17 protein-coding genes are annotated in these 20,349 nt (G+C 76.6%); 7 read left to right on the forward strand and 10 right to left on the reverse strand.

Going from position 1 to position 20,349, the window contains the following annotated elements; all coding sequences use genetic code 11:
- Positions 1-2: 2 nt before the first annotated feature.
- From IR170_RS06895 to IR170_RS06905, 3 genes are all read right to left on the reverse strand, one after another.
- On the reverse strand, positions 3-1,121 hold the full coding sequence (locus tag IR170_RS06895) for a hypothetical protein (RefSeq protein ID WP_193661777.1): 1,119 nt from the start codon (positions 1,119-1,121) through the stop codon (positions 3-5).
- The gene (locus tag IR170_RS06900; protein ID WP_193661778.1) at positions 1,118-2,632 is read right to left on the reverse strand and encodes a flotillin family protein; all 1,515 of its coding nucleotides are present in this window, start codon (positions 2,630-2,632) and stop codon (positions 1,118-1,120) included. Before IR170_RS06900 ends, IR170_RS06895 begins: the two co-directional genes overlap by 4 nt.
- Positions 2,633-2,729: 97 nt before the next feature.
- A complete protein-coding gene (locus IR170_RS06905; protein WP_193661779.1) occupies positions 2,730-3,242 on the reverse strand; it encodes an NfeD family protein in 513 nt (170 codons plus the stop codon).
- A gap of 131 nt (positions 3,243-3,373) precedes the next feature.
- Here IR170_RS06905 and IR170_RS06910 point away from each other — a divergent pair, with 131 nt between their 5' ends.
- Entirely contained in the window at positions 3,374-4,474 is a 1,101-nt protein-coding gene (locus IR170_RS06910) for a DUF2332 domain-containing protein (RefSeq protein ID WP_227488853.1), read from the forward strand.
- A gap of 34 nt (positions 4,475-4,508) precedes the next feature.
- Here the strand turns inward: IR170_RS06910 and IR170_RS06915 are convergent, their stop codons facing one another.
- From IR170_RS06915 to IR170_RS06925, 3 genes are all read right to left on the reverse strand, one after another.
- Entirely contained in the window at positions 4,509-5,828 is a 1,320-nt protein-coding gene (locus IR170_RS06915; protein WP_193661781.1) for a LuxR C-terminal-related transcriptional regulator, read from the reverse strand.
- A 312-nt stretch (positions 5,829-6,140) separates the two neighbouring features.
- Positions 6,141-7,058, reverse strand: coding sequence for a DinB family protein (locus tag IR170_RS06920; protein WP_193661782.1), 918 nt, complete (start codon positions 7,056-7,058; stop codon positions 6,141-6,143).
- On the reverse strand, positions 7,055-8,119 hold the full coding sequence (locus IR170_RS06925) for a sigma-70 family RNA polymerase sigma factor (RefSeq protein WP_193661783.1): 1,065 nt from the start codon (positions 8,117-8,119) through the stop codon (positions 7,055-7,057). The genes IR170_RS06920 and IR170_RS06925 overlap by 4 nt, the downstream gene beginning before the upstream one ends.
- A 336-nt stretch (positions 8,120-8,455) precedes the next feature.
- Here IR170_RS06925 and IR170_RS06930 point away from each other — a divergent pair, with 336 nt between their 5' ends.
- On the forward strand, positions 8,456-9,364 hold the full coding sequence (locus tag IR170_RS06930) for a diacylglycerol kinase family protein (protein ID WP_319804943.1): 909 nt from the start codon (positions 8,456-8,458) through the stop codon (positions 9,362-9,364).
- Between the two features lie 422 nt (positions 9,365-9,786).
- Here the strand turns inward: IR170_RS06930 and IR170_RS06935 are convergent, their stop codons facing one another.
- On the reverse strand, positions 9,787-10,455 hold the full coding sequence (locus IR170_RS06935; RefSeq protein WP_193661785.1) for a pirin family protein: 669 nt from the start codon (positions 10,453-10,455) through the stop codon (positions 9,787-9,789).
- 16 nt (positions 10,456-10,471) lie between these two features.
- On the opposite strand from IR170_RS06935, the gene IR170_RS06940 reads away from it, so the two are divergent.
- The 3 genes from IR170_RS06940 to IR170_RS06950 all read left to right on the forward strand — a co-directional run bounded on the left by IR170_RS06940 (position 10,472) and on the right by IR170_RS06950 (position 14,122).
- Positions 10,472-11,968: a family 1 glycosylhydrolase gene (locus IR170_RS06940; RefSeq protein WP_193661786.1), complete on the forward strand. Its 1,497-nt coding sequence runs from the start codon at positions 10,472-10,474 to the stop codon at positions 11,966-11,968.
- 100 nt (positions 11,969-12,068) lie between these two features.
- Positions 12,069-13,196: a sulfotransferase family protein gene (locus tag IR170_RS06945; protein ID WP_227488778.1), complete on the forward strand. Its 1,128-nt coding sequence runs from the start codon at positions 12,069-12,071 to the stop codon at positions 13,194-13,196.
- Entirely contained in the window at positions 13,193-14,122 is a 930-nt protein-coding gene (locus IR170_RS06950) for a glycosyltransferase family protein (protein WP_056865036.1), read from the forward strand. The genes IR170_RS06945 and IR170_RS06950 overlap by 4 nt, the downstream gene beginning before the upstream one ends.
- 24 nt (positions 14,123-14,146) lie before the next feature.
- Here IR170_RS06950 and IR170_RS06955 read toward each other — a convergent pair whose 3' ends face one another.
- From IR170_RS06955 to IR170_RS06965, 3 genes are read right to left on the reverse strand one after another with little or no spacing between them, the layout of a single operon-like run.
- Entirely contained in the window at positions 14,147-15,559 is a 1,413-nt protein-coding gene (locus tag IR170_RS06955; RefSeq protein WP_193661787.1) for a UDP-glucose dehydrogenase family protein, read from the reverse strand.
- A gap of 25 nt (positions 15,560-15,584) precedes the next feature.
- Positions 15,585-16,730, reverse strand: a complete 1,146-nt coding sequence (locus tag IR170_RS06960; RefSeq protein ID WP_193661788.1) for a MalY/PatB family protein — start codon at positions 16,728-16,730, stop codon at positions 15,585-15,587.
- 44 nt (positions 16,731-16,774) lie between these two features.
- Positions 16,775-18,310, reverse strand: a complete 1,536-nt coding sequence (locus IR170_RS06965) for a fatty acyl-CoA synthetase (RefSeq protein WP_193661789.1) — start codon at positions 18,308-18,310, stop codon at positions 16,775-16,777.
- A gap of 198 nt (positions 18,311-18,508) precedes the next feature.
- Here IR170_RS06965 and IR170_RS06970 point away from each other — a divergent pair, with 198 nt between their 5' ends.
- Both IR170_RS06970 and IR170_RS06975 read left to right on the forward strand, forming a co-directional pair.
- Complete coding sequence (locus IR170_RS06970) at positions 18,509-19,384, forward strand: SDR family oxidoreductase (RefSeq protein WP_319804944.1); 876 nt, start codon at positions 18,509-18,511, stop codon at positions 19,382-19,384.
- Between the two features lie 236 nt (positions 19,385-19,620).
- Positions 19,621-20,247, forward strand: coding sequence for a TetR/AcrR family transcriptional regulator (locus tag IR170_RS06975; protein ID WP_193661790.1), 627 nt, complete (start codon positions 19,621-19,623; stop codon positions 20,245-20,247).
- Positions 20,248-20,349 lie beyond the last annotated feature (102 nt).

Consider the following 20,349-nt stretch of genomic DNA (forward strand, 5'->3'; position numbering starts at 1 on the left):
CGTCACAGCCCGTCGCCCGGGCCGCCGCCGGTCTCGGGCGGGCCGAGGTAGAGCCCGACGGCGGTGCCGATGACGGTGTAGGCCAGGGCGCGGGTGAGGGGCCGCTGGGCGGCTCCCTCGCCGAGCGGGGCGTCGCCGGGGTCCTCGGCGGCGATGACGAGTGCGTAGGACCGCGCGGCCGGGCTGACCAGCACGGGCTCGGCCGAGTCGGGGGCGAGGTCGCCGACGAGCTCGGCGCCGTCGAGGGCCCGGTCGAGGGCGTCGAGCTGGTCGAGGGTCCGGGTCTGCACCACCACGGCGCCCAGCGCCCCGGTGTCGCGGCGCGACGCGCCCTCGCCCGTGCGGCCGACGGCGTCGACGACCAGGGCGGAGCGGCACCCCTCGAGGGCCGGCGCCTCCCCCTCGACGCTCAGCAGCCCGGCCGCCTCCTCGCAGGGCACGACCTCGGCGCGCCGCGTGTCGAGGCCGATCTCGAAGCCCCCGGTCACCCCCTCGTCGCCGCCGGCCACGGCGCGCGCGGTCTGGTCCAGCCAGGAGCCGCGGGTGGGGGTGGGGTCGACGTAGGCCGCCATGACGCCGGCGAGCACGGCCGCCACCAGGGACCAGGCCACCACCGTGCCGAGCGGGCGGCGCAGCCACCGGGTGCGGGGCGGGTCGCCCGGGCGGGGGCGCACGACGGCCACGGCGAGGCCGACCAACGACAGGAACGTCACGAAGGCGACGACGGCCAGCGGGCCGCCGACCTGTGCCAGGGGGCCGAGGGCCTCGCGCGTGACGGTGCTCGCCCCGTTGTCACCGCTGCTGCGGCCGGGCACGAAGGCGAAGACCGGCAGCGCGGCCGCCGCCACGAGCAGCCAGCCCGCCGACGCCGCCCGCCCCCACCGCCGCCGGGCCGCGCGCACGCCGACCACGAGCAGCCCGAGCGCCCACGACCACGCCACGACGGCCATCACCACGCGCCGCTCGTCGCCGTCGGCGACCCACAGGTCGATCCACCGCAGCCACGGCACGGCGACCGCCCGCGCCCCGAAGGCCAGCAGCAGGAAGCCCACCAGCACCGAGACGATCGCCAGGACCGCCGTCCCGACCGCGCGAGCCGCCTTGGTCGCGCCCCCGCTCACGCCCCGGTGCCCCCGGCGGCCGGGGCCTCGAGGCCGGTGCCGACGGCCGCCTTGCCCACGGAGCTCTTGATGAGGGCCTCGAGGTCGAGGCCGGTGGAGGTCTTGAGCATCGACAGCGTCTGGGTGACGTTGTCGGTGACCTGGCGCGGCAGGGCGCCGGCGCCGTCGGAGGAGATGACGGTCAGCTGGTCGATGGCGCTGATCGGGGCCGCGACCTCCCGGGCGATCTGCGGCAGCACCTCGATGAGCATCTGGAGCACGGCGGCGTCGTTGTAGTGGGCGAAGGCCTCGGCGCGCTTGTCCATCGCCTCGGCCTCGGCCTGGCCGACCGCGAGGGTCGCGGCCGCGGTGGCCTCGCCCTCGGCGCGGGTGGCCTCGGCCTCCGCGACGCGACGCGACCGCTCGGCCTCACCGCGTCGTGCGCCCTCGATCGCCTCGGCCTCGGCGAGCGCCGTACGCCGTGACTTCTCGGCCTCACCGTTGAGCCGGGCCTGCTCGGCGGCGGCCTCGGCGGCCGCGATCGTGGCGGCCTTGCGCGCCTCGGCGGCGGCGATCTCGGCCGAGCGGGCGGCCTCGGCCTCCTGCTCGACGCGGTAGCGCGCGGCGTCGGCGGGCTTGCGCACCTCGGTCTCGAGGTTGCGTTCGGTGAGCGCCGCCTGCCGCACGGCCACCTTCTCCTGCTCCAGCAGGATGGCCTGGTCGCGGTCGGCCTGGGCCAGGGGTCCGGCCGAGGCGGCGTTGGCGGAGGCCGCGTCGGTCTCGGCCTTGATCTCGGCCTGCTTGAGGGCGAGCGCGCGCTGGGCGATGGCGATCTCCTCCTCGGCCTTGATCCGCGCCTGCTCGGCGGCCTGGCGGGCGTTGGCCTCGGCGATCGAGGCGGCCTGGCCGATGCGGGCGGCCTCGGGGCGACCGAGGTCGGCGAGGTAGGAGCCGTCGTCGGTGACGTCCTGGATCTGGAAGGTGTCGAGGATCAGGCCCTGGCCGGTCAGGGAGTTCTCCGACTCGTCGGCGACGCGCTGGGCGAAGGCGGCGCGGTCGCGGATGATCTGCTCCACGGTCAGCCCGCCCACGATCGAGCGCAGCGCACCCGCGAGCACCTCCTGGGTGAAGGGCTCGACGTCGGCCTGCTGCGAGAGGAAGCGCTGGGCGGCCAGGCGGATCTGGTCGGCGTTGCCGCCCACCTTGACGATGGCGACGCCCTCGACGTTGAGCTTGATGCCCTGGCCCGAGACCGCGCCCCGGATCTGCACCGAGATGCGGCGCGAGGACAGGTCGAGGGTGGCGAGCTTCTGCACGAAGGGGATCACGAAGGTGCCGCCGCCGAGGATGACCTTCTGCCCCGACAGGTCGGTGGTGAGGGCTCCGGTCTCGGGGTTGAGCACCGCCTTGCCCTTGCGCCCGGTGACGATGAAGGCCTCGTTGGGCCCGGCGACCTTGTAGCGGCTGGTGACCAGCAGGACGAGGAGCACGAGGAGGACGAGGAGTCCGCCGAGGGGGATGAGCAGGTCCATGGGGGGCCTTTCGGACGGTGCGGCGTGGGGGTGGTGCGGCGTGGGGTGGTGCGGCGTGGGGTGGTGGAGCCGGGGGGGGAGGGGTGCCGCGGACGGGTCAGCGGACCTCGGGCCACAGCGGGGCGACGGTGACCGCGGTGGGGGAGAGGACGCTGGTGACGTGCACCGGGGTGCCGGGGTCGAGCGGCTCATCGGCGCGGGCGTTGAGGCGCATCGTGTGCCCCCCGACCAGGACGTCGACGACCCCGAACCCGTCGGCGGGGATGCCGGTGACCACCCGGCCGTCGCGGCCCCGGGTGTCGTCGGTGGTGAGGGTGGCGTCGCTGCCGCCGTCGCGCACCAGCCGGGTCAGCCAGGAGGCGAACCACCCGAAGGCCACGCCCGAGACCACGCCGACCGGCAGCGAGACGAGCAGCGGTGCGTCGAGGGCCTCCGCGATCGCGCCGCCGAAGCCGAGGGCGGCGAGGAAGGCGCCGAGCACCGCGGTGGAGAAGGCGTCGCCGAGCGCGTCGACCGCGCCGTCGAGGAGCCCGTCGAGGGCGTCGCCCAGCAGCAGCGAGACCGCGAGCACGAGCAGGCCGACGAGCCCGACCACCAGGTAGACCGTCACCGCCGTGCTCCCGCCCGCGTCCCGGGGCGGGGCGCTGGGCCTCAGCATGTCCGGCCCCCCGGCGTGCGAAACACCGGGGCGCCCTGCTCCCCCGGACCGGGCCGGCGGTGGGGGACGATCGGGGCGTGGAGATGTGGGGTGACCTCGCCGCGCGGTACGTCGACTTCGCGGCCTACGCCGACGGCGACTCCGCCTGCTTCGCCGACTGGGCGCGCCACGTGGCCGACGACCCCGAGGTGCTGGCCTGGATCGGGGCGCTGCCCGACGCCCGGCGCCAGCCCAACCTGGTGCTGGCCGCCGCCCGGTGGCACGGTGTGCCGGCTCCGGGGCCCTACTCCGCGTTGCGCGACGCGCTGCTCGCCGACGAGGGTGCCGTGCGCGCCACGATCCTGTCGCGCACCACGCAGACCAACGAGGTGCGCCGCCTGGCCACGCTGCGCCCCGCCCTGGTGGCGGCGACCCGTGGCGACGACCGTCCGCTGGCCCTGCTCGAGGTGGGCGCCAGCGCCGGGCTGTGCCTCTACCCCGACCGGTGGCGCTACCGCTGGGACCTGACGGGAGGCGCCCGGTCGGGCAGCGGGCCCGTCGTCACCGTGGGTGACCCGGCCGCGCCGCTGCTCACCTGCGCCCTCGACCCGGGCGCGTCCGGTGGAGCCGGGCGCGGGGGCCTCGACGGCGGCCTCGACGCGGGCCTCGACGGGGGCCTGCGCGGGCTGCTGACCGGCCCGCTGCCGCCGGTGGTGTGGCGGGGCGGCCTCGACCTCAACCCGCTCGACGCGGCCGACCCCGACACCGTGGCGTGGCTGACCACGCTGGTCTGGCCCGAGCACGACGACCGCCGTGAGCTGCTGGCCCGCGCCGTCGAGGTGGCCCGGGCCGAGCCGCCCGACGTACGCCGGGGGGACCTGCTCACCGACCTCCCCGCCCTGGTGGAGGAGGTGGGCGGCGAGGCGCAGGTGGTCGTGGTGCACAGCGCGGTCGTGGCCTACCTCGCCGAGGAGGACCGGCGCCGCTTCGTGGCGATGATGCGCGAGCTCGTCGGGTCGGGGGCCTGCCGCTGGGTCAGCAACGAGGGCCGCGGCGTGCTGCCCGAGGTCACCGCCACCGGTCCCGCGCTGCCACCGGGGCGACAGACCTTCGTGCTCGGCCTCGACGGGCGGGCCCTGGCCTGGACCCACGGCCACGGGCGCAGCCTGGAGTGGTGCGCGCCGCCGGGAGGGCCGGGGGCCTGACGGCGCCCACCCGTGGGGCCGCGGATCGCGCGGGTCAGCCCTCGAGCAGCGCCCGCAGGCCGGTGCGTGAGGTGACCCCGAGCTTGCGGTAGACCCGCGAGAGGTGCCACTCGACCGCCTTGACCGTGACCCCGAGCTCCTCGGCCACCTGACGGTTGGTGGAGCCGGCCATCGCCAGGCCCGCCACCCGCCGTTCCCGGGCGCCCAGCGGGGCCAGCACCTCGGCGGCGATGCGCCGTGGCGACTCCCCGAGGTGCTCGAGCAGGCGGCGGACCCGGCCGTGCAGGGGCCAGAGACCGTGGGTGCTCGCGAAGGCCTCGGCGGTGCGCAGCAGCGCGACCGCGCGCGGGGCACCGCCCGGGGTCAGGGCCAGCACCCCGGCCAGGTCGACGTCGACCTGGGCGGCGAGCCGTGCGAGGTCGGGTCGACCGGCCAGCAGCGTGCGCGCCTCCTCGAGGCGGGCCGTGCGCTCGGGGCCGGCGAGCAGGCTCGCCCGCGTGCGCAGCGCCCCGGCCCGGGCGTACGTCGACCCCGCCCGGTCGGCCGCGGCGAGGTGGTCGCCCACCAGCGCCTCGGCCTCGCCGCGGCGCCCGGCGCGCGCCAGGGCCATCGCCAGCGAGGCGCGCCAGGGCAGGTCGGCGGGTGCGGCGTCGGGGGCGAGCCGGCCGGCGGCGCTCGCGTGCTCCACCGCCCCGGCGTGGTCGCCGGAGGCGGCGCACAGCTCGGCGAGCGCGTGCTGACGCACGGCCTCGGGGTGGGGGTCCACCAGACCCCCCGGGGCGGCTCCGGACGCCGACGCGACGTCGGTGGTGCTGCTGCTCGACGGGGCGGGTCGCGGGGGTGCGGTGGTGTCGAGGGCGCGGAGGGCCCGGCCGACGTCGAGTGCGGAGCCCAGGTCGCCGGCGCACAGGTGGGCGTCCAGGGCCGTCGCCAGCGCTGCGACCTCCAGGTGCACGGGCAGGCCGGCGCGGGCCGCGTCGGGCCGTGGGTGGGGGTCGGCAGTGAGCGCGTCGAGGGCGGCGAGGGTCTCCTCGACCCGCCCCGCACGCAGCAGGTGGACCGCCCGGGTCAGTGACAGGGAGGCGGCGTCGGCGGGGTCGTCGGCGACGGGGGCAGGGGTCGACGCGGAGGTGGCCGGGGTGGCCGGGGTGGCCGAGGTGGCCGAGGTGGCCGAGGTGCCGGCGGAGGTGAGGGCCGAGGTGGGGGCACCGTCGCCCGCGGTCGTGGCGGCGCGGTCGGCGAGGGGCCCGGTGGCCTGCACGGACCCGCTGGACCCGAGGTGGCTCAGCGGGCGGCGGCCCTGCTGGCCGTCGAGCTGGCCGTCGCGCGCACCCTCGAGCGGGGTCAGGTCCACGGGACCAGCGCCGAGCAGGCCCCTGCTCAGCGCGGCGGCGAGGTCGGCCGGCCCGGGCTGGCGGGCGGTCGGGCGGTGCTGCGGTGACCGCGCCGCCCCGGTGGGGCGCGCGGGCGCGGGTCGGGCCGCGGTGGCGGGCGCGTCGGCCGCGGGGCCGTCCGCCGGCGTGGTCCCCGCCACCGGCGTGGTCCCAGCCGCCGGCGGCGCGGGTCGGGGCGGCGTGGCCGCGGACGGCGCGGGTGCGGTCGACGGAGCGTCCTCGAGGTGCCGGCCGCCGGTCGCGGCGGCCGTGGTGGCCTGCATGGGCACAGGTTAGGAAGCGCGACGGCCCGGTGGTGGGCGTTCGCCGGGATTGGTGTCGCCGAGACGCGGGTCCTCCCGCAGCGGTCCAGTCAGGTCACGACCCAGGTGGGCCATCAGCGTCGCGGTGCACGGACCGGACAGCCGGTCGGCGCCCCGCGCACCGGGTCGGCCGACGGGCCCACCGCCGGTGGGGAGGGCGGGCGCGAAGCGCGGGCCGCGGTCGGCCGGCCCGACGCAGGCGCGCGCGACCGGCAGCAGGTCGGCGGCGAGGGCGTCGGGCAGCGTGCGGTCGAGTCCCGCTGCCCGGGCGACGTCCCAGCCGTGCACGGCGACCTCGAGCGCCGCCGCTGCCACCACGGTCGCCACGCCCAGGGAGCGGTCGGCCACCGCGACCACCTCGGCGCCGTCGTCCGGGCCCTCCGGGTCACCGCCGACGACCGAGCCCGCTGACTCCGCCGGGCCCGTCGGGCGTGGCGGGTCGCCGGGCGTGGCGTCCGCAGGCGTGGAGGGGCGACGCCCTGCACCGCGGCCGCCCGAGCGCACGGTGTGGGCCCGGGAGACCCAGGCGGTGAGCAGGAGGTCGGCCCGCCGGCGTACGTCGCGCACCTGCCCGACCGGGTCGGCCGGCGGATCGCACCACGGCGTGCCGGGCGGGGACGTCCGCGTCGGCCCCCCGGGATCCTGCGACGCGCCGGCACCCGGTGGGCGGGCCACCTCCACGTGACCACCGGCGGCCTCCGTGAAGGCGTCGAGGGAGTCGGCGAGGTGGGCGAGCAGCGTCTCGAGGTCCCACGCGGTGCACGGCGTCGGCGCCCGCAGCAGCCCGGGTCGTGAGGGCAGCGCCGCCTCCAGGTCGTGGAGCACGACCCGGGTGTGGGCCAGGGAGCGCTCCAGCAGCTCGACCGCCGGGTCGAGCTGCGAGGTCACCGGTGGCTCGCCGGCGCGGCGACGGCCCGGTCGACCGCCGGCGCGGGGTCGCCGGGCTCGTAGGTCGCGGGCAGCCGCGCGGGCAGCCCGAAGGCGGTGAAGTCGACCCCGAAGAAGGCCCTCACGTGGCGCACGCGGTCGGCGTCGAGCTCGACCACCTGGAGGTGGAAGGGCTCGAAGTCGCCCGCGGGGGTGCGCATGTAGAGACCGAAGGCGGGCTGGCCGTTGGCGGCGGTGGCCAGCATCGGCATGTCGTGGTGGCCGCCCGGGCACTGGCCGCCGATGAGGGCGCCGATGTTGTCGGCGCCGACGTACCACCCCGTGAAGGGCGGCATCTCCCAGATCGCGTCGGCGCGCAGCATGCTGACGATGCGGTCGACGTCCTTGCGCCAGAAGGCGTCGACGTAGGCCTCGAGCAGCCGCTCCTGGTCGCCGGTGAGGTCCTGCTCGACGGTGTCCTCGGTGAGGCCGCGCTGGGCCATCTGCGCGTGGGCGCGCTGGAGGGCGGAGTTGACCGCCGCGGGCGTGGTGTCGAGGGCGGCCGCGACCTCCGCGGCCGACCAGCGCAGCACGTCGCGCAGGATGAGCACGGCCCGCTGCCGGGCCGGGAGGTGCTGGAGCGCGGCCACGAAGGCCAGCCGGATGGAGTCGCGCTCGGCGACGACCACGGCGGCGTCGGGCACGGGCTCGAGCCAGGCGATCTCGTGATTCTCCTCCAGGGCGTCGCCGGCCGGCTGGTCGGAGGTGCCGAGGCCGGCCGGGAGCGGACGACGGGGTCGGCCCTCGAGGTTGGTCAGGCAGACGTTGGTGGCGATCCGGTAGAGCCACGTGCGCACCGACGATCGGCCCTGGAAGTCGGCCGAGGCGCGCCAGGCGCGCAGGAAGGTCTCCTGCACGAGGTCCTCGGCCTCGTGCACGGAGCCGCTCATCCGGTAGCAGTGGGCCAGCAGCTCGCGCTGGTAGCGCTCGGTGAGCGCGGGGAAGTCGGCGAGCTCGGCGCCTCCCGTCGTCGCCGCGGGTGTCGCCGCGGGTGTCGCCGCGGATGTCGCTGTCTCGGTCATGGCCTGGTCCCTCGTCGCCGTCGCCACCGTCATCGTGCGCTCCTGTCGTCCAGCAGTGTGCTCCCTCCCACCGACCGGCGTCGACGGTCGGACTCATCGCTGGGCGGCCGGTCGACGCGCGACGGGCCCCGGTGGGCGGGCCGGGCGGCCCGGGCCGGGAGCGCCGACCCGGCCCGGAGGCTGAGGGGGAGGCGTACGCCGACGCGGCCCGCACCGCCGGCACGGTGGGGCGCCGTCAGGAGCGGCGCGAGCGGCGCCATCATGGCCGCGGGTGGCACGATCGCCCACCCGCACCGCAGACCCGACCGGCATCCTCGACCCCGGAGTGCTTCCCCCGTGACCCGATCCTTCACGTTCCTCGTCAATCCCGCCTCGGGCGACGGCGCCGCACCCGAGGCGGTCCTGCCGGTCGCGCGGCTGCTGCGCGGGGCCGGCGCCCGGGTCGACGTCGCCTCCTCCTCGGGCCCGCAGGCGGTGGCGGCGCTCGTGGCCCGGGCCGTCGAGCGCGGTGACGTCGTCGTCGCCGTCGGTGGCGACGGCACGCTGTCGCACCTGGTCGGTGCGGTCTGCTCGGGGGGCGGGGTCGTCGGCGTGCTGCCCGCGGGTCGGGGCAACGACTTCGCCCGCATGCTGGGGCTGCCCACCGAGCCCGAGGAGGTCGCCGAGCTGCTGCTCCACGGGGCGGAGCGCTGCGTCGACCTGCTCTCCTGGCAGGCCCCCGGCGCGCCCGAGCGCCTGGTCGCCGGCTCGGTCTACAGCGGGGTCGACGCCCGCGCCGCCGCGCTGGTGGACCGGATGCGCTGGACGCCGAAGCCGCTGCAGTACCCCCTCGGCGCCGTCCGCGCCCTGGCGACCTACCAGCCCGGCCGCTTCCGCGTCGTCGTCGACGGCGTGGTCGCGGAGTACGCCGCGGCCACCGTCGTCGTCGCCAACTCCGGCTACTACGGCCAGGGCATGCGCATCGCCCCGTCCGCCCGCGTCGACGACGGGCTGCTCGACGTCGTCGTGGTCGAGGCGGCCTCGCGCCTGGAGCTGATCCGGCGCTTCCCGCGGATCTACGGCGGCTCCCACGTCGAGCTGCCCGAGGTCACGGTGCTCACCGGGCGACGCGTCGAGATCGCCGCCGACGCCCGTGCGTCGGTGCCGGTGGGCGCCGACGGCGAGGCCCTCGGGTCGCTCCCCGGTCTCGGCGGCCCGGCCGCCGTCGTCGAGCTGCGGCCCGGGGCGCTCCGCGTCGTCGGCTGAGACGACGGCCGCGCGCATCGCCTTGCCCCGCCCCGCCTTGTCCCGCTCCGCCTTGTCCCGCTCCGCTTTGCCCCGCTCGCCCTCACCTGCCTGCCCGGTCGCCCCCGGGGCCCCGTCACACCGGTCGCCTCTTCTGCCCGGGCGGTCCGCGCTCGGCAGTCGCCGGCGCTGGTGGCGGGCGCCGCGCGGGCTCAGAAGCCCCTCGGACGGCGACGTGTCTGCGGTTGAACGAACGTTCGATCAACCCCAGGACGCGTTCGTGCCAGGGGGCCGCGGGCCGTCGGTGGGGGTCGGCGGCGGGTGGCGGCCTCTGGTCTCGGGGCAGGACGCTGCGCAGGAGGTCGGGCAGGTCGCCGATCGACCCGTGGCCCCGGCGTCCGATCGAGCGCTCTTCGGGAGTCGACCCGCGATACCTGGTCCGGTCAGGACCGGAAGGACCAGACCAGAAGCTCGGTGGGCACCGCGGCGGTGACCTCGTGGGCCGGCTCGTCGACGAAGAGGAAGGCGTCGCCGGCCTGCACCGGCTCGGCCAGCGAGGAGCGCACCAGCGCGCCCCGGGACACGAAGGCGTGCACCCGCGCGGCCTCGGGCAGGGTCGTGGCCTCGCCCGTGCCGAGCCGCACGACGTCGAGCCGCGCCCCGGCCACGCCCGGCACCTCGAGCGAGGTGGCGTCGGGGTGCACGGCGTACGACGGCGTCGCGCCGGGCTCGTCGGGGCGCAGCCACACCTGCACGAAGCGCACCGGGCCCGCGCCGCTGACGGCGACCTCGCTGTGGCTCACGCCGGCGCCTGCGCTCAGCAGCGCCAGCGACCCGGCCTCGACGCGGACCGGCTCGGCGGCGGTGTCGTCGACCGTGTGGGAGTGCTCCAGCGCGCCGCTGACGACGTAGGTGACGATCTCCAGGTCGGTGTGGCGGTGGGCCTCGAAGCCGGTGCCGCCGCGCAGGTGGTGGTCGTCGTGGCACACGACCGGGCCGAACGAGAGCCGCTCGGGGTCGTAGTGCTCGCCGAAGGCGAAGGAGTGCTTCGTCTCCCGCCCCGCGGCCCGGCTGACGAAGCGGACAGTTCCCCGACGGATCTCGACGCTCACGGGCATCATTGTGCCCGTGCCGTCCCCCCACCGGCCCGGCGACGGGTCCCTGCCCGTGCTGCCCCCCGGTTTCGCCGTCGGCGTGGACGCCGACGGGCTCGGGCTGACCCGGGGCCCGGGGCCGCGCGACTGCGCCACCGCGGCCGCCGACGTTGGCCGGCTCGCCGGGCTCGGCGTGACCTCGGCCCGCGTCGCGCTCTCGTGGCCGCGGCTCCAGCCCAGCGGCGCGGGGCCCCTGGAGGAGACCGAGGCCCGCCACGTCGACCTGCTCCTCGACGCCCTGGCCGCCGCCGGGATCCGACCGTCGGTGACCCTTCACGACGGCGTGCTGCCCGAGCCGCTGCAGGCCGACGGCGGCTGGCTCAACCGCGCCACCGCCGACCGCCTCGCCGACCTCGCCGCCCTGGCCGGCGAGCGCTGGGGCGACCGCGTCGAGCACTGGGTGCCGGTGGACCAGCCCGCGCGGCTGCTCGTCGAGGGCCACATGACCGGTCGCGCGGCGCCCGGCCTCAGCCTCGCCTTCGACGCGCTCCCCGTGGCCCACCACCTGCTGCTCGCCCACGGGCGGGCCGTCCTCGCCCTGCGCGCCACCGCCCGCGGGCGCTCCCCGGTCGGGCCGACCGGCGGCGGCGCCCCCACCGGTCCCGGCCCCACCGATCCCGCGATCACCGACACCCTCGCCGGCCAGCCGGCCGACCCCCTGGTGGACCCGGCGGCCGCCGGGCCCAGCATCGGCTGCGCCAACCACCACGCACCCATGTGGCCCGCCAGCGAGGACGTCGCCGACGTCGCCGCCACCAAGCTCCACGACGCCCTGTGGAACGCGCTCTTCCTCGAGCCGATGCTGCTCGGCCGCTACCCCGTCGACCTCCAGCCCCTCCTCGAGGGCGTCGTGCGCGACGGCGACCTGGCCACCATCCGCCAGCCCCTCGACTTCTACGGCGTCACCTACGACAGCCCGCTCAAGATCGGCATCGCGGGGGAGGAGTCGGAGGTGCCCTTCGAGCGCTGCGAGCTGCTCGGCTACCCCGAGACCGACGCCGGCACCCCCGTCGTGCCCGACGCGCTGCGCGAGTGGCTCATCATGTTCCGCGCCCGCTACCGCGCCGCCCTCCCCCCGCTCCAGGTCACGCTCGCGCCCGCCCCGTACGTCGAGCCCGCGACCCTCGCCGACGCCGGCACCCCCGTGGCCACCACGCTCGCCCCCGATGGCCCTGACGGCCCTGACGGCTCTGACGGCCCCGACCTGCCCGTCGACCCCCGCACCAGCCGCCTCGAGGGCCACCTGCGGGCCGTGGCCACCGCGGTGCAGCGCGGCGTCGACGTCCGCGCCCTCCACGTCGGACCGCTGCTCGACCAGGCAGCGGCGTCCGCGACCGACGCCGGGCCCGCCGGCGCGCTCGCCCCGGTGGGCCTGCTGGCGGTCGACCCGGTCGACGGCGCGCGCACGCCGCGCCCGGCCTACCACTGGCTGGCCGCCGTCGTCGGTGCCCAGACCCGCTCCCTGGGCTGAGCGGCCGCCGCGCCCTGGCGGCGTCCCCGCGCGGCGCACCACCCGCGACGACGACCCGCGGCGACCCCGCCGGGGGCCACGCGTCGTTAGGCTGTCGCGCATGTCGTCCGAGACCCCGGGGTCCACCCCCACCCCCGAGCCCGGCTCCGACCCCGCGGCGCCCGTCGACGCGGCCGACCCGCTGGCCGACGCGCCGCCCGTGCCCCGCCGGATCGTCTTCGTGGTCGGCTCGGGCCGCAGCGGCACGAGCACCATGGCCGGCACCCTCCAGGCGCTCGGCATGCACGTGCCCCAGCCCGAGGTCGTGGCCGACGAGACCAACCCCAAGGGCTTCGGCGAGCCGCAGTGGGTCGTCGACTTCCACGACGAGCTGCTCAAGCGCTGCAACGTGCAGGTCTCCGACGGCCGGCCCTCGGCGTGGTTCGAGTCGGGCAAGCTGGCCACCTTCGGCCCGCTGCGCACCCGGCTGCACACCTGGCTGGAGGAGCAGTTCGTCGAGGGCGGGCCCGAGCTGGTCGTCAAGGACCCGCGCATGGCGTGGTTCCTCGGCCTGTGGCGCGCGGCCGCGCTGCGCTGCGACGCGACGCCGGCGTACGTCACCATGCTCCGCCCGCCGACCGAGGTCGTGGGGAGCAAGCAGAAGTACTACTCCTCGAAGTTCGGCGAGATCAGCCGCACCGCCGCCTGGGTCAACATGATGCTCCACACCGAGCGCTCCACGCGCGGCTCGGTGCGCGCCTTCGTGCGCTACGGCGACCTGCTGCAGGACTGGACGGTGCCGGTCTTCGGCGTCGGGCAGCGCTTCGACCTCGACGCGGTCAAGTCGGCCTCGGCAAACGACATCCGAGCGGTGCACCAGTTCATCGACCCCAACCTGCGCCGCGTGCAGCTGACCTGGGACGACGTCCAGGTGCCGCGCCGCCTGCGCGAGATCGCCCAGGAGTCGTGGGTGGCCCTCGACCGGCTCGCCGACGACGACGGCGACGTCGCCGCGACCCACGAGCGCCTCGACGAGCTGCGCGCCGCCTACGCCGAGCTCTACGACGAGTCGGCCGCCATCGCCGAGTCGGCCGCGCTCGCCGCCCGCCGCGAGGCCCTGGCCAAGGTCGCGCCTCCGCAGACCGCGAGCGACGGCGGGCGCGCCGACAAGGTGCCCCACAAGGTCCGCGCCCTGGTGCCGCCCTCGGTGCGCCGGGGCCTGCGCAAGGCCGCGGGCAGGTCGCGATGAGCCCGGTGCGTGGCGCCGACATCCCCTGCCTGGAGGGCGACCCGACCTACGACGTGCGCTGGCCGTGGCGCCAGGGCCGACTCACCCCCGGGCTGACCTGCGTCTTCCGGATGCGCAACGAGGCCCACAACCTGCCGTGGGTGCTGCCCGGGATGCTCGAGGCGGTGCAGCACGTCATCGTCGTCGACAACCTCTCCGACGACGGCACCGCCGAGGAGGCCCGCCGCATCGCCGACGAGCTCGGCGCCGGTGAGCGGCTCACCGTGCTCGACTACCCCTTCCAGGTCGCCCGGGCCGGCACCGAGCACCTGGCCACCCCGCCCGACTCGGTGCACTCGCTGACCCACTTCTACAACTGGTCGCTCTCCCAGGTCCGCACGTCCTACTCGATGAAGTGGGACGGCGACATGGTGCTCACCCGCGAGGGCGTCGCCCTGCTGGCCGACCTGTCGTGGCAGCTGGAGGAGTCGGGGGCCGTGGTCGCCCTGCCGCGCCACCCGCTCACCGTCGAGAGCGACTCGGTGGCCTGGCTCGACCTCGGCTACCGCTTCCTGGAGCCGTGGGTCTACCCGATGGGCCCGGAGTTCACGTTCGTCAAGGCCTTCGAGTGGGAGGTGCGCGAGTTCCCCGACGACTCCGACCGCATCATCGCCCCCGAGGGGATGGTCGTGGAGCTGAAGTGGCTCGACCGCGACGAGTTCACCCACTGGACCTCGACCACCGACTTCGACTCCTCCCGCGCCCCCCGCAAGCGGCGCGAGTGGGAGGTCTTCACCGCCCTGAGCGAGGGCCGCGGCGAGGAGCTGCTCGGCTTGCACCGCATCGAGGCGCCCCCCGGCGTGCACGTGATCGACCACGTGACCCGCACCTGGCTGCCCCAGGCCCCCCGCCCGCTCGTGCGGCGCCGCGGCCGCTTCAACGTCTGAGCCGAGGGGTCCGGCTGCCGCCGCTCAGGGCCGGCGGCCCATCCCCCGCACGGTGAACCCGTGCTCGCGCCACAGCGCGGCGTCGAGGGCGTTGCGCCCGTCGAGCAGCTGCTTGCGCCGCACGACCCGGCCCACCTCGGCCACGTCGACCTCGCGGTAGTCGCCCCACTCGGTGAGGTGCAGCAGCAGGTCGGCGTCGCGGCAGGCCTCGAGCGGGGAGTCGGCGTAGGTCAGCGTCGGGTACGCCGCGCGCGCCGTGCCGCCCGCGGCGGGGTCGTGCACGGTGACGGTCGCGCCGCGCAGGTGCAGCCTGCCGGCGATCGAGAGCGCCGGTGAGTCGCGCACGTCGTCGCTGTCGGGCTTGAAGGCCGCGCCCCACACCGCGATCCGGGTCCGGGTGACGCTGCCGCCGAGCAGGGCGGTCGACAGCTGCACGACGCGCTGGCGCTGGCGCTGGTTGATGGCGTCGACCTGGCGCAGGAAGGACATGGTGTCCTCGACCCCGAGCTCCCCGGCGCGGTGGACGAAGGCGCGGATGTCCTTGGGCAGGCAGCCGCCCCCGAAGCCGATCCCGGCGCGCAGGAAGCGGTGGCCGATGCGGGCGTCGTGGCCCAGCGCCTCGGCGAGGTCGACGACGTCGGCGCCGGCGGCCTCGCAGACCTCGCTGACGGCGTTGACGAAGGAGATCTTGGTGGCCAGGAACGCGTTGGCGGCGACCTTGACCAGCTCGGCGGTCGCGAGGTCGGTGACCACCAGCGGGCAGCCGGCGTCGACCTGCGGGGCGTAGAGCTCGCGCAGCAGCTTCTCGGCGCGCTCGGAGGCCACGCCGACCACGACCCGGTCGGGGCGCAGGGTGTCGGCGATCGCGAAGCCCTCGCGCAGGAACTCCGGGCTCCAGGCCAGGTCGACGTCGTCGGGGGCCGGGCAGCGCGCGGCCAGGGTGGCCGCCAGCGAGGCGGCCGTGCCGACCGGCACCGTGGACTTGCCGACGACCAGGGCGGGCCGGTCGAGGTGGGGCGCCAGCGACGCCACCGCGGCCTCCACGTGGGAGGTGTCGGCGCCGAGGCTGTCGCCGCGCTGCGGGGTGCCGACGCAGACGAAGTGCACGTCGCCGAAGGCCCCGGCCTCGGCGTAGGAGTCGGTGAACCGCAGTCGCCCCGAGGCCACGTGGCGCGCCAGCAGCTCGGCCAGGCCCGGCTCGTGGAAGGGCACCCGGCCGGTCTGCAGCGCCGCCAGCCGCGCGGGGTCGACCTCGACGCCGAGCACCTCGTGGCCCAGCTCGGCCATGCAGGCCGCGTGGGTGGCACCGAGGTAGCCGCAGCCGATCACCACGAGGCGCCGGCGCGACTCCGGCGGCAGCTCGACGGTGCCGGTGCCGGTGGCGGGGGAGGGCCGGCCCGTCGGCCGGTCGGTCGCGGGCGTCGCCGGGAGGGTCATGGCCCCAGTCAGACGCCCCCGCGGATCAACGAGGTGACAGCGCCACGGCCAGGCGACGAACGATCTCCGACAGCCGGGTGGCGCTGGTCGCGACGTTGAGCCGGGCGTGACCGACCAGCCCGGGGTGGTAGTCGTGGCCGGGCGCCAGCCGCACCCGCCCGCGCTCCAGCGCCACCGCGGCCGGGTCGTCGTGGCCGGAGGACCGCAGGTCGAGCCAGGCGAGGTAGGTCGCCTCCAGCGGCCTCATCCGCGCCGCCGGCAGGTGCTCGGCCAGCAGGTCGGCCAGCAGGCTGCGCTGCTCGTCGAGGCGCACCAGCAGCGCGTCGAGCCACGCGTCGCCCTCGGTGTAGGCCGCCACCGAGGCCACCACGCCGAGGGAGGACCACGAGTCGTTGCGCACCATCGGCACGGCCGTGAGCCGGGCGTGGGTGGCGGCGTCGCCGCTCACCACCTGCGCGCACTTCAGCCCCGCGGTGTTGAAGGCCTTGCTCGCCGCCACCAGGGCCACGGCGTGGTCGGCGGTGCCCTCCAGCGAGAGGTACGGCACGTGCTCGGCGCCGGGCAGCACCAGCGGCGCGTGGATCTCGTCGCTGACCACCCGCGCCCCGTGGCGCACCACCAGGTCGCGCACGGCCTCCAGCTCCGCGCGGGTGTGCACGTGGCCGCAGGGGTTGTGCGGCTGGGTCAGCAGCAGGGTGCGCGCCCCGCGCTCCAGCAGCCGCTCGAGGTGGTCGAGGTCGAGCGCGTAGGCGTCGCCGTCGGGGGTCACCGGCAGGTCCCACCGCTCGCGTCCGGTCACCCCGGGCAGGTCCAGCTGGGGTGCGTAGGCCGGCAGCGGCAGCACCACGGGGCCGGGGTCGCTCAGCGCGTCGAGCACCAGCCGCACCCCGGCGCTGACGTCGACGGTCGGCAGCACCAGCCCGGGGTCGACCTCCCACCCGTGGCGGCGCCGCGCGAACCCGGCGTACGCCGCGCCGAGCGCGCCGCCGTCGTGCTCGAGCGCGGGGTAGCCGGTCACGCCGCGCTCCACCGCCTCGTGCAGGGCGCGGGTGATGGCCGGCGCCACCGCGTAGTCCATCTCGGCCACCCAGGCCGGCAGCACGTCGTCGGGCACGGCCCACTTGTTGACCAGCGCGGCGCGCGCCTCGGCGTCGGTGAGGTCGCGGATCATGCCCCGACGCTAGCGTCCGGGGCCCGGCGGTCCGCTGCCGTCGCTCACGCGTCGCGCAGGTCGTCGCGCAGGACACGCTTGAGCAGCTTGCCGCTCTGGTTGCGCGGCAGCTCCCCGACCAGGTGCACCCGCTTGGGCACCTTGAAGGCGGCCAGCCGGGTCCGGGCGTGGGCGACGAGCTCGTCGGGCTCGACGGTGTGTCCCTCGCGGACCACGACGACGGCGGTGACGGCCTCGATCCAGCGGTCGTCGGGCATGGCGACGACGGCGACCTCGGCCACGGCCGGATGGGTGTAGAGGGCGTCCTCGACCTCGCGGGAGGCCACCAGCACCCCGCCGGTGTTGATGACGTCCTTGATCCGGTCGACGACGGTGAGGTAGCCCTCGGCGTCGCGGGTGACCATGTCGCCGGAGTGGAACCACCCGTCGACGAAGGCCTCCGCGGTGGCCTCGGGCTTGCCCCAGTAGCCCGTGCACAGCTGCGGGGAGCGGTAGAGCAGCTCGCCGGCGGTGCCGGGCTCGACGTCGGCGCCGGTCTCGTCGACCACCCGGGCCTCGACGAAGAGCACGGTGCGACCGCACGAGTCGGGGCGCTCGGCGTGCTCCTCGGGGCCGAGCACGGAGGCCAGCGGCCCGATCTCGCTCTGCCCGAAGCAGTTGTAGAACGCCAGCCCGGGCAGTCGCTCCTGGAGGCGGGCCAGCACGGGCCCGGGCATGATCGAGGCGCCGTAGAAGGCCTTGCGCAGCGAGGACAGGTCGCGGGTGGCGAGGTCGGGGTGGTTGGCCAGCGGCACCCATACGGTGGGGGCGAGGAAGAGCGCGCCGTGGCCGTGCTCCTCGACGCGGCGCAGCACCTCGGGCACGTCGGGGCGCGGCATCAGGTGGTTGGTGGCGCCGACGGCGAGGTAGGGCAGCAGGAACACGTGCATGCCGGCGGAGTGGTAGAGCGGCATGCAGTGCAGCGGGTCGTCGCCCTCGTGGCAGGCCAGCGCGACGACGGTGGAGACGTACTCGTGCACCAGCGCGCGGTGGGTCATCATCGCGCCCTTGGGAGCCGAGGTCGTGCCGGAGGTGTAGAGCAGCTGCACCAGGTCGGTGTCGGCGACGGGCTGCGGCAGGTCGAGCCTCGGCACCTCCCCGCTCGCCCACCGCTCCAGCATCGCCCCGTCCTCGCCGTGCAGCGCGTGCACCTGCTCCACCGAGGTGGTCGCGCGCACGGCCTCGACCCCCGCCCGGAGGGCGGGGTCGACCAGGGCGACCCGGGCGCCGGAGTCGGTGAGCAGGTAGGCCAGCTCGTCGCCGGCGAGGGCGTAGTTGACCGGCACGTGCACGAGCCCGGCGCGGGCGCAGCCGAGGAAGGCCAGCAGGTAGGCGTCGGAGTTGGCGCCCACGGTGGCCACGCGGTCGCCGCGCTCCAGGCCCAGGGTCAGCAGGTGCGCCGCGGCCCGGGTCACCGCGGCGTCGAGGTCGGCGTAGGTCCAGCGGCGCTCGTCGAAGACCAGCGCGGTGCGCGCGGCCCAGCGCAGGGCGGAGCGGCGCAGCACGTCGTCGACGGTGCTGGAGCGGACGTCGGGGCTCACGGGGTCTCCTGGGGTGGACGACTGGGGTGGACGACTGGGGCGGACGACCGGGGTGGACGACCGGGGTGGCGGCACGGTGGCCGGCGACGGGCGTGACGCACGTCATGCCGCGGACGGTACCAACTCATAACAGTCAGCGTTGACCGTCATCGCCCGCGCCTCCTACCGTGGCCGGACACCGACCCGAGGAGACTCCCCGTGCCCGCAGACCCCACCCCCGCGTCCTCCGCCGCAGGAGCCGCCCCGCTCGCCGGCCGCACCCTGCTGATGTCGGGCGGCAGCCGCGGCATCGGCCTGGCCATCGCGCTGCGCGCGGCCCGCGACGGCGCCAACGTGGTGATGCTGGCCAAGACCGCGGAGCCCGACCCGCGCCTGGAGGGCACGGTGCACACCGCCGCGGCCGAGATCGAGGCCGCCGGCGGCCAGGCCCTCGCGGTGGTCGGCGACGTGCGCAACGAGGAGGACGTGCGGTCGGCCGTCGACCAGGCCGTCGAGCGATTCGGCGGCATCGACGTCGTGGTCAACAACGCCTCCGCGCTCGACCTGTCGTCGACCAGCGACATCGCGATGAAGAAGTACGACCTGATGATGGCCATCAACGCCCGCGGCACGTTCCTGCTGTCGAAGACCGCGCTGCCGTGGCTCGAGCGCTCCGACCACGCCCACGTGCTGACGCTCTCGCCACCGCTCGACCTCGACCCGCGGTGGGCGGGGAAGTACCTCGCCTACACGATGGCGAAGTACTCGATGAGCCTGGTCACCCTCGGCCTCGCCGAGGAGCTCAAGGACCGCGGCATCGCCGCCAACTCGCTGTGGCCGCGCACCATGATCGCCACCGCTGCCGTGCGCAACCTGCTCGGCGGCGACGAGGCCGTCGCCCGCTCGCGCACCCCCGAGATCGTCGCCGACGCCGCCCACGCGATCCTCGCCCGCGACCCGCGCGCCTGCACCGGCCACTTCTACATCGACGACCAGGTGCTCGCCGAGGAGGGCGTCACCGACCTCTCGGGCTACCGCGCCGGCCCCGGCGACGGCCCCCTCGAGGCCGACCTGTTCCTCGACCCGCTGGACTGAGCGTGGCCGGCGACGGCGGCGGGGGTCCCCGCGGGAGCGGCGGCGTCCGCGGGGGTGGTGACGGCGTCGGCGGTGGTGGCGGGGGCGCCCTCGGCAATGGCGACGGGGGCCCGGGCCGGGCTGATCGGATCGACCGTCCCGGTCGGGCTGACAGCCGTGGCCGCGGGGACGCTGTGGGCGGTGTGGGCGGTGTGGGCGGTGCGGGCGGCGCGGGCGCTGCTCGCCGAGCTGGGGGCGTGGCCGGAGCGGGAGGCGCGGGCGGATCGGCGGCCGGGCGTGCCACCCGCCGTCCGAGCCTGGTCACCCGCCAGCAGGTGCTCGACGCGGCCGTGCGGGCGCTGGTCGAGCACGGCTACGCCGGCGCCTCGACACTGCGCATCCAGCAGCTGGCCGGGGTGTCGCGGGGGCGTCTGCTGCACCAGTACCCCTCCCGCGACGACCTGCTCGTCGCCGCCGTCGCCCACCTCGCCACGGCCCGGATCGCCGCCCTCGGCGCCCGGACGACGTGGCCGGCCGACCCCGGGGAGCGGATCGACGCCGCCGTCGCGGTGCTGTGGTCGACCTACCGCGAGGACTACTTCTGGGCTGCGACCGAGCTCTGGCTCGCCGCGCGTCACACCCCCGCCCTCGCGCAGGCGCTGCGCCCCGCCGAGCGCGCGGTCGGCGAGCAGGTGCGCGCCGCGACCGACCGCATGCTCGGCGCCGACCTCGTGGCGCTCCCGTCGTACGCCGCGACGCGGGAGCTGCTCAACACCAGCATGCGCGGCGTCGCGCTCACCTACGCCTTCGACCACCGGCCCGCCGCCACCGACCCCCACGTGGGCCTCTGGTCCACCCACGCCCGCGCGGCCCTGCTCGGCTGACCCCGCGACCCCGTCGGCCTGTGCGGGGCTGGGCCGACAGGTGCGGGTTTCGCCAGCCGACCGGTGGAACCCGCCGCGCCGTACCGGTGCCGCAGCGGAGTG

It is taken from the genome of Nocardioides kribbensis (assembly GCF_015070375.1).
GTDB classification, from domain to species: Bacteria; Actinomycetota; Actinomycetes; order Propionibacteriales; family Nocardioidaceae; genus Nocardioides; species Nocardioides kribbensis.

Coding starts and splice junctions, on each gene's coding strand:
- IR170_RS06925 (WP_193661783.1), bottom strand. CDS start 8,119: ATGACCGAGACAGCGACATCCGCGGCGACACCCGCGGCGACACCCGCG.
- IR170_RS06950 (WP_056865036.1), top strand. CDS start 13,193: ATGAGCCCGGTGCGTGGCGCCGACATCCCCTGCCTGGAGGGCGACCCG.
- IR170_RS06945 (WP_227488778.1), top strand. CDS start 12,069: ATGTCGTCCGAGACCCCGGGGTCCACCCCCACCCCCGAGCCCGGCTCC.
- IR170_RS06960 (WP_193661788.1), bottom strand. CDS start 16,730: ATGATCCGCGACCTCACCGACGCCGAGGCGCGCGCCGCGCTGGTCAAC.
- IR170_RS06910 (WP_227488853.1), top strand. CDS start 3,374: ATGTGGGGTGACCTCGCCGCGCGGTACGTCGACTTCGCGGCCTACGCC.
- IR170_RS06955 (WP_193661787.1), bottom strand. CDS start 15,559: ATGACCCTCCCGGCGACGCCCGCGACCGACCGGCCGACGGGCCGGCCC.
- IR170_RS06900 (WP_193661778.1), bottom strand. CDS start 2,632: ATGGACCTGCTCATCCCCCTCGGCGGACTCCTCGTCCTCCTCGTGCTC.